Origin of the sequence: Streptomyces sp. NPDC048424 (assembly GCF_040651555.1) — a bacterium.
Taxonomy (GTDB): Bacteria; Actinomycetota; Actinomycetes; order Streptomycetales; family Streptomycetaceae; genus Streptomyces.
The window spans coordinates 1-8,389 of sequence record NZ_JBEZKE010000069.1 but is presented as its reverse complement, the minus strand read 5'-3'; the positions used below and the strand labels follow the sequence as shown (position 1 = coordinate 8,389).

At 72.7% G+C, this 8,389-nt stretch carries 9 protein-coding genes; 5 read left to right on the top strand and 4 right to left on the bottom strand.

The annotated features are described in order from the left end of the window. Positions 1-1,409 (bottom strand): BTAD domain-containing putative transcriptional regulator (locus tag AB0D29_RS38400; RefSeq protein ID WP_362860482.1); only part of this gene is annotated, 1,409 nt, incomplete at its 3' end. Positions 1,410-1,482: 73 nt separating this feature from the next. Here AB0D29_RS38400 and AB0D29_RS38395 point away from each other — a divergent pair. Beyond that, a complete protein-coding gene (locus AB0D29_RS38395) occupies positions 1,483-2,277 on the top strand; it encodes a site-2 protease family protein (RefSeq protein ID WP_362860481.1) in 795 nt (264 codons plus the stop codon). A 28-nt stretch (positions 2,278-2,305) separates the two neighbouring features. On the opposite strand, the gene AB0D29_RS38390 is transcribed toward AB0D29_RS38395, so the two are convergent. Then, on the bottom strand, positions 2,306-2,488 hold the full coding sequence (locus AB0D29_RS38390) for a hypothetical protein (protein WP_030723453.1): 183 nt from the start codon (positions 2,486-2,488) through the stop codon (positions 2,306-2,308). A gap of 238 nt (positions 2,489-2,726) precedes the next feature. Between AB0D29_RS38390 and AB0D29_RS38385 the strand changes: the two genes are divergently transcribed. Next, a complete protein-coding gene (locus AB0D29_RS38385) occupies positions 2,727-4,808 on the top strand; it encodes a TerD family protein (protein ID WP_362860480.1) in 2,082 nt (693 codons plus the stop codon). A 91-nt stretch (positions 4,809-4,899) separates the two neighbouring features. Here the strand turns inward: AB0D29_RS38385 and npdG are convergent, their stop codons facing one another. Then, positions 4,900-5,604, bottom strand: a complete 705-nt coding sequence (gene npdG, locus AB0D29_RS38380; RefSeq protein WP_362860479.1) for an NADPH-dependent F420 reductase — start codon at positions 5,602-5,604, stop codon at positions 4,900-4,902. Positions 5,605-5,700: 96 nt separating this feature from the next. Between npdG and AB0D29_RS38375 the strand changes: the two genes are divergently transcribed. Then, positions 5,701-6,306: a hypothetical protein gene (locus AB0D29_RS38375; RefSeq protein WP_362860478.1), complete on the top strand. Its 606-nt coding sequence runs from the start codon at positions 5,701-5,703 to the stop codon at positions 6,304-6,306. Positions 6,307-6,313: 7 nt separating this feature from the next. Here the strand turns inward: AB0D29_RS38375 and AB0D29_RS38370 are convergent, their stop codons facing one another. Further along, complete coding sequence (locus AB0D29_RS38370) at positions 6,314-6,550, bottom strand: hypothetical protein (protein ID WP_362860477.1); 237 nt, start codon at positions 6,548-6,550, stop codon at positions 6,314-6,316. A gap of 72 nt (positions 6,551-6,622) precedes the next feature. On the opposite strand from AB0D29_RS38370, the gene map reads away from it, so the two are divergent. Beyond that, on the top strand, positions 6,623-7,480 hold the full coding sequence (map, locus tag AB0D29_RS38365) for a type I methionyl aminopeptidase (RefSeq protein ID WP_351300994.1): 858 nt from the start codon (positions 6,623-6,625) through the stop codon (positions 7,478-7,480). 128 nt (positions 7,481-7,608) lie between these two features. Next, positions 7,609-8,256, top strand: coding sequence for a biliverdin-producing heme oxygenase (locus AB0D29_RS38360; RefSeq protein WP_362860476.1), 648 nt, complete (start codon positions 7,609-7,611; stop codon positions 8,254-8,256). The last annotated feature ends 133 nt before the right edge of the window (positions 8,257-8,389 follow it).

Genomic DNA, 8,389 nt, shown 5'->3' with positions numbered 1-8,389 from the left:
GGCACACCGAGCGGTTCACGGCTCGTGGCCAGGATCTGCACGCCGGGGCAGCGCGCGAGGAGCTCCTCGGCCAGCTCGGCGGCGGCGCCGATCACGTGCTCGCAGTTGTCGAGCAGGATCAGGAGGCGCTGCCGTGCGCAGTGTTCGGCGAGCCGGTCGAGCGGGGCGTCCCCGGCCCGGTCGGTCAGGGCCCGCAGCTCCTCGGCGGCGGCGCCGCGCAGCTTGGTCTCCCGGGCCCCGAGCGCGGCGAGCGCGGCCTCGGCGACGTCCTCCGGGTCGTCCACGGGGGCCAGCTCGACGAACCACACCCCGTCGGGCCATCCGCCGCGCGCGTCGTGTGCCTCGGCGGCCTCCTGCGAGAGCCGCGTCTTGCCGGCGCCGCCGGGCCCGAGCAAGGTGACGAGCCGCGCCCGCGCGAGATCGTCCCCGATGACGCGGATGTCGTCCTCACGGCCGACGAAGGTGGTGAGCCGCGCCCGCAGGTTCCCCGGCTGGGCGGGATGCGGGCTCGGGCCGGAACCGGCGGCGTGGGCGGTGGCGCCCGGGCTCGGCCGGGCCGGGTGCCCGGCCGGGTGGGGCCCGGCGGCGGAGCCCTGCTCGGGCCGGGCCGGATGCGCGACGGGCCCGGCGTCGGCCGGGTGCGGGGCCGCCACGGACGGGTGCGGGGCCGGCGCGGCCGGGTGCGGGGCCGGCCCGGCCGGCGGGTTCAGGAGTTCGGTGTGCAGGGCGCGCAGGGCGGGGCCCGGGTCCGTGCCCAGCCGGGCCGCCAGGTCCCGGCGTACGGCGTCGTACGCGGCCAGCGCCTCCGACGGGCGTCCCGCGTCGCGCAGCGCCCGGATCCGCAGCGCCTGCAGCGGCTCGTCCAGCGGCTGCCGCGCGCACAGCGCGGTCAGTTCCGGCAGGGCCCGCTCCGCCTGGCCCAGGTCCAGGGCCGCCGCGAGCCCGCCCCGGCGTGCGTCCGTCCGTACGGCCTCCCAGCGCGCGGACTCCGCGCCCGGGTCGGGCAGGTCGGCGAGGGCCGGTCCGCGCCACAGGGCGAGGGCCTCCTCGTACCGGGCGGCGGCCTCGGCCGGGTCCCGCGCCTCGGCCGCGGCCCGGGCGAGTCGCTCGAAGCGGTACAGGTCGACGTCCTCGCGGTCGGCGGCGAGCCGGTAGCCGCCCTCCGCGGAGCGCACGGCCGCGTGCCCCAGGGCCCGCCGCAGCCGGGCGACCAGCGCCTGCAGGGCGGCCGGAGCGTCGGCCGGCGGGTTGCCGTCCCACACCTCGGCGACCAGCAGTGCGGTCGGGACCACCCGCCCCGGCCGCAGCGCGAGCGCGGTCAGGAGCGCCCGCAGGCGCGCTCCGCCGACGCCGACGGGGGTCCCGTCGTCGTGAATGGCCTGGGCGGTGCCGAGAATCGCGTAACGCACCGGCCCATTGTCCCCGGACCCCGGCCCGGCCCCGAACCGTTTTCCTTTCCGCGCCCGGGATAGGTTTCCGGGCATGGGTCATCAGGGCGGCCGCGGCGAGCGGCGGATCAGTTCGGTATTCCTCGGGATCTTCGCCGTCATGGCCGTCACCGGCTGGGCCGTGTGGACCGGGTACTCGACGAGCACCGGGCTGGCGGTGTTCCTCTTCGTGACGTCGGCGTGGGTCGTCTCCCTGTGCCTGCACGAGTACGCGCACGCCCGCACCGCCCTGCACAGCGGCGACCTCTCGGTGGGCGCCAAGGGTTATCTGACGCTGAATCCGCTGAAGTACACGCACGCGCTGCTCAGCATCGTGCTGCCGGTGCTGTTCGTGATCCTGGGCGGGCTGGGCCTGCCCGGCGGCGCCGTCTACATCGAGCGCGGCCGGATCCGGGGGCGCTGGAAGCACAGCCTCATCTCGGCGGCGGGCCCGCTGACGAACGTCGCGTTCGCCGTCGTCTGCACGGCCCCGTTCTGGCTGGACGCCCTCGACGGGGTGCCGATGCCCTTCCGGTACGCGCTCGCCTTCCTGGCCCTGCTCCAGGTCTCGGCGGCGATCCTGAACTTCCTGCCGGTACCGGGCCTCGACGGCTACGGGGTCATCGAGCCCTGGCTGTCGCACCGGGTGCGCCGCGAGGTGGAGCCGCTGGCGCCGTTCGGGCTGATCGCCGTGTTCGCGCTGCTGTGGATCCCGGAGGTCAACTTCTTCTTCTTCGGCGTGGTGCGCGACCTGCTGTCCGCACTCGGCGTGGCGGACGTGGAGACGGACTGCGGCCGCGCCCTCTACCGCTTCTGGCAGGACGCCGGCGACTTCTGCGAGGCCCGCTGACTCCGGGGCGCGGCTCCCGCCCGAGCGGCTACGAGGTCCGCGCGGCCTTCTCGGCCTTGGCCTTGCGCAGGTAGTACCAGGCCAGGTTGGACGTGAGGCCCGCGAGCAGCACCCAGACGATCCCGAGGAAGCTGCCCTCCACGAAGGCGACGACGGCCGCGGCCACCGCAAGAACGCAGACGACAACGGCGAAGACGGCAAGGCGGGGCATGAAAAGAGCTCCTCGGAAACACTGAAGGCGGTCGAGCCCCTCCAGTGTCCCCCATGCCCCGCAGTGGTCCCGTAAGGACGGCGGCGAACCGCGGCCGGTCCATTTCCCCCTTTGCCTGACCTCCCCTGCTGCCCGGCGCTACGGTTCGCCGGTGACGCGCCGTATCGGGGGCGCGACAGAGCGAACATCCCGGCCCGCTCCGCCCGCGACGGACGACGCCGGTGAGTGGGGGGAAGACATGCAGGAGATCTCAAAGGGTGCGAACGTCAGCCTGAGCGCCCTCAGCGAGGACGCCGGTTCCGTCGTCGTGAGTCTCGGCTGGACCAGCACCTCCGGAGCCGGCGACGCCGACGTCTCCGTACTGCTCCTGGACGAGAACGGCAAGGTCCGCAGCGAGAACGACTTCTACTTCTACAACCATCCCGCGGCCGCCGACGGCAGCGTGCAGCTCCTCGGGAAGACGCCGACCGACAGCGGGGACGAGGACCGCATCAGCGTGGACCTGACCGCCGTCGCGCAGGACGTCACGCGGATCGTGGTGGCGGCCAGCCAGTACGGCGGCGCCCGCTTCGGGGACCTCGACGACCTGCGGATGACGGTCTCGGACCGGGCCGGCGAACCCCTCGTCGGATTCTCGATCGAGGGCGCGGGCGTGGAGACGGCCTTCATCTTCGGTGAGCTCTACCGCCGGGGCGACGAGTGGAAGTTCCGGGCCGTGGGGCAGGGGTACGAGACCGGTCTGGCCGGGCTGGCCACCGACTTCGGCATCGACGTCACCGAGGAGGGCGACGAACCCCCGGTGTCCGGGGAGGCCGGTGGATCCGGCGCGCCCGCCGAACCCGGTGAGCCGGTTGCTCCCGGAGCGGCGCGAGCGCCCGGGACCAGCGCACCGGTCCCGCCCGTACCCCCGGTCGCGCCGGCCGATGGGTCCCCTTCCGGCCCTGCCGTCCCCACCGCGGAGCCGGCACCCGCTGCCGCCGCCGTGCCGGCCCAGACGCGCGGTCGCGGTCCGCGCACGACGAGGAAGAAGGTCACCCTGCCCAAGGTGGCCAAGAAGTCCCTCGCCGAGAACGACTCCTGGCAGACCGCGCGGCTGTTCCCGGTCCCGTCCCTCAAGAGCGACAAGGAGCGCGAAGTACGGGCGACCTCGGTCCTGTTGTCCGTCATGGCCCAGGTGCCCGAGCTGGGGCGGCGCCTCACCGCCGCGTTCGGCGCCCCGGCCGGCCGCATGGAGACCTTCACCGAGGTGCCCCTGCCCCACGGCGACTCCCCGAAGCGCCCCGACGGCGTGATCCGGGTGGAACGGGCGGGCAGGCTGTGGACGGCGCTGGTCGAGACGAAGACGAACGGCAACCCGCTCAAGGCCGAACAGGTCCAGCAGTACATGGACATCGCCGCCCGTCGCGGCTACGAGGCCGTGATCACGCTGTCCAACGACGTGGCCCTCGAAGGTGCGGCCGTGGTCGACGTCAAGATCGACGGACGGCGCAAGCACAAGGTCAGCCTGTGGCACCTGTCGTGGGCCGAGGTGGCGCACCAGGCCCAGATGCTGATCCGCCACGAGGGTGTCGGCAACGCCGCCCACGCGTGGCTCCTCCAGGAGCTCCTGGAGTACCTGCAGCACGAGAACTCGGGGTGCCACGGGTTCCAGAACATGGGACCCGCCTGGGTTCCGGTGCGCAACGGCATCGACGACGAGACCATCGACCCCGCCGACGCCCGCGCCGTCGACGTCGTGGAGAGCTGGGAGCGCCTCATCCGGCAGGTCTGTCTGCGACTCGGCGGGGAACTCGGGCAGAAGGCGCTGCCGGTGCAGCGGGCCCGGCGCGGCAGCGATCCGCGGGCCCGGCGGGTCGCGGCGGCCGGAAGGCTATGCACGGAGGGCAGGCTCTCCGCGGAACTGCGGGTCGACGGGGCCGGATCCGTCATCGCGGTGATCGCCGATCTGCGGACGGGGAAGATCCGCACGTCCGTCGACATCCCGGCGCCGGAGGGGGCGTATCCGCTGGCCACGGTGAAGCGGCTGATGCGGCTGCTCTCCGAGGCGCCGGCGGATCTGCACGTACAGAGCCTCGTGGAGGGCGAGAACGGTCCGCGCGGCACTCTGGAGCGCCTGCGCCCCGAACCGGGCGATCTGCTGCCCAAGGACGGGGCCGTGCCCAGCGGGTTCCGGCTGTCGCTGATCAAGGGAATGGGCAACAGCCGCGGCAATACCGAGTCCGGCTTCATCCGCAGCGTGGACGATGCCGTCGCGCGCTTCCACCACGGTGTGGTGGCCCAGCTGGGGGTCGTCGAGGCGCGCCCCGGCCGACGGGGATGAGCGCGGGGCATGCCCGGCGGCCGGGCCCGAGGAGGACCGCTGCGCCGTGCATGCCCCGGCAACGGGCGTCCGTGCCCGCGGAACGTGCGGCTCAGACGTCCGTGAGGCGCAGGCCCGCGTGGGCCTTGTAGCGGCGGTTGGTGGAGATGAGGTTGGCCACCAGCGATTCGACCTGGTGGGCGTTGCGCAGGCGGCCGGCGAAGACGCCGCGCATGCCGGGGATGCGGGCGGCGAGGGCCTGGACGAGGTCGGTGTCGGCGCGGGCCTCGCCGAGGACCATCACGTCGGTGTCGATCTCGTCGATCGACTCGTCCTGGAGGAGGACCGCCGAGAGGTGGTGGAAGGCCGCCGTGACGCGGGAGTCGGGGAGCAGGGCGGCGGCCTGCTGGGCGGCGCTGCCCTCTTCGACCTGGAGGGCGTAGGCGCCCTGCTTGTCGAAGCCCAGCGGGTTGACGCAGTCCACGACGAGCTTGCCCGCGAGGTCCTCGCGCAGGGCTTCGAGGGTCTTGGCGTGGCCCTCCCACGGCACCGCGATGATCACGATGTCGCTGCGGCGCGCGCACTCGGCGTTGTCCGCGCCCTCCACGCCGAGGCCCAGTTCTTCGGCCGCGGTCCGGGCGCGGTCGGCGGCGCGGGAGCCGATGATCACTTTCTGGCCGGCCCGGGCGAGCCGGTAGGCGAGGCCGCGGCCCTGGTCGCCGGTGCCGCCGAGGACGCCGACGACGAGGCCGGATACGTCCGGCAGCTCCCACGGGTCCTTGACCGGCGGCTTCTGCGTGTTGTCTGAGGAAGTCATGGGGGCGAGGGTACTGCCGGGTAGGCCACAGTCGAAGGGGAGGGAACCCTCCCGTACTGCTCCCCTATGTCCCTTCCATGCGGGAGGATGCCCGATATGGATGCCGTGAGGGTCGCGCTGCTGCGCGAGGTGCTCGCCGGTACGCAGTGGCCGGGCGCCGCCCGGCGCTTCGCCGGCTCGCTGCGCCGGTCCGTCGTACCGGCAGGCGGGAACCTGCTGCTGGTGGGGACGGAGGGCTACGAGCCCTGGCACCTGGCGGCGCACCTGGTGGACGAGGCCGCCTGGTCGGGCCTGCCGGAGCTGGCGCCCACGCTCGTACGCCACCGGGTGCAGCCCGGGGGGCCGCCGCACCTGTCGGTGGGGCTGGGCAGGCTGGCGGCGGCGCGGCGCGGGCACACGCTGCTGGTGGTGGCGCCCGGGGAGCCCGGCGCGGCGCTGCTGGAGCGCGTTCACGAGGTCCGGCGCGCGGGGGCGACCGTACTGTCCCTGGACGGCGGGGATCCGGAACTGGGCACGCTCGCGCACGAGGTGCTGTCCGTGCCGGAGGGCGGCGGCGAACTGGATCTCGACACCGTGCAGCACCTGGTCAGCGCGGCGGCCGGGGAGAACGGCCTGCCGGCGCAGCGCGGGCCGCGCCGCTTCCGGGACCGGCTGGCGCGGCTGGCCGACCAGCTGACCGCGCCGCCGCCCAGCCGCTGGTAGCCCGACGCTACGGCGCCGTGCCCCCTTCTTCCTCGCGGGTCTTGTCGTTCCACTTGGGATCGTTCTGCCATTCGAGGTTGCGTTCCTGCGCCGTCTCCATGGCGTGGCTCGCCTCCTCGGGCGTCTCGTACGGGCCGAAACGGTCCTTCGCCGGGCACTCGGGGCCCTCTTCGACCTTGTTGTGGACCAGGCAGTAGTACCACTCGCCCGCTTTGCCCACCTGGCGCTTCTTGAACAGGGCCATCGTTGTCAGGCTCCTCTCGTTACCGCTCTCTGCCGCCATGCTGCCCCATCCCCGCTGGATACACTCGCTTGCATGTCTGGCCAGTCGCTGCTCGTACCAGGCGAGCTTTCTCCCGTCCGTTCCGTTCCCGGAAACATCCGCCGGCCCGAGTACGTGGGCAAGCCCGCGCCCACTCCGTACACCGGACCGGAGGTGCAGACGGCCGAGACCATCGAGGCCATGCGCATCGCCGGCCGGATCGCCGCCCAGGCGATGGAAGAGGCCGCCAAGCTGATCGCGCCGGGGGTGACCACCGACGAGCTCGACAAGGTCGCCCACGACTACATGTGCGACCACGGCGCCTATCCCTCGACGCTCGGCTACCGCGGCTTCCCGAAGTCGCTGTGCTCCTCCGTGAACGAGGTCATCTGTCACGGCATCCCGGACTCCACCGTCCTGCGCGACGGCGACATCGTGAACCTCGACGTGACCGCGTACATCGGCGGTGTGCACGGGGACAACAACGCCACCTACCTGTGCGGGGAGGTGGACGAGGAGTCGCGGCTGCTGGTGGAGCGCACCCGCGAGGCACTGAACCGCGCCATCAAGGCCGTCAAGCCGGGCCGCCAGATCAACATCATCGGCCGGGTCATCGAGTCGTACGCGAAGCGCTTCGGCTACGGCGTGGTCCGGGACTTCACCGGCCACGGCATCAACTCCTCCTTCCACTCCGGCCTGATCATTCCGCACTACGACAGCCCGCACGCCACCACCGTCATCGAGCCCGGGATGACCTTCACCATCGAGCCGATGCTGACCCTGGGCACCCACGAGTACGACATGTGGGCGGACGGCTGGACGGTCGTCACGAAGGACCGCAAGCGGACCGCGCAGTTCGAGCACACGCTGGTGGTGACGGACTCGGGGGCGGAGATCCTGACCCTGCCGTAGCGGATCGCCGGGGTGGATTTTTTTACCGACAAGACGTCGGGAACACATTGACTTAGGCAAGCCTAAGTAGGAGTATCAGGCGTGGCGGCACTGCCGCCACGCCTGTTTCCTCTTCCTGGAGGTCCGCCTTGGACGCCTTCTCTACGGTCATCCGCGTCGCGTCGCACGAGCAGCACACCGAGGCCGAGACGTCGACCTTCATGAGCGACCTGCTCGGCGGACGGCTCGGCGTGGACGCGTACACGCGCTACACCGAACAGCTGTGGTTCGTGTACCGGGCCCTGGAGGACGCGGCCGAGGCCCTCAGGAACGACCCGGTGGCCGGCCCGTTCATCCAGCCCGAGCTGATGCGCGTCGCCGAGATCGAGCGCGACCTCGCCCACCTGCTGGGCCCGGACTGGCAGCAGAACGTGGTGGCGCTGCCCGCGACGCAGGCGTACGCCGCCCGCGTCGCCGAGTGCGCGGCCGAGTGGCCCGGCGGGTACGTCGCCCACCACTACACCCGCTACCTGGGCGACCTCTCCGGCGGCCAGATCATCCGCGACAAGGCCGAGCGCACCTGGGGCTTCGACCGCAAGGGCGACGGCGTCCGCTTCTACGTCTTCGCGGACATCTCCAACCCGGCGGCCTTCAAGCGGACCTACCGCGAGCTGCTGGACGCCATCGCCGCGGACGACCTGGAGAAGCAGCGCATCATCGACGAGTGCAAGCGCGCCTTCGACTTCAACGGCGCGGTCTTCCGCGAGCTGGGCGAGGAGTTCCGCCTCAGCGCGTAACCCCTGCGGGGAGCTCCACGGAGCCGGATACGGATACGGATACGGCCGCGGGGCCGGCCCTTCCGGGCCGCCCCGACCTCCGCCGACGACGTCGCCCTGATCGCCTTCACCTCCGGGACCACCGGACGCCCCA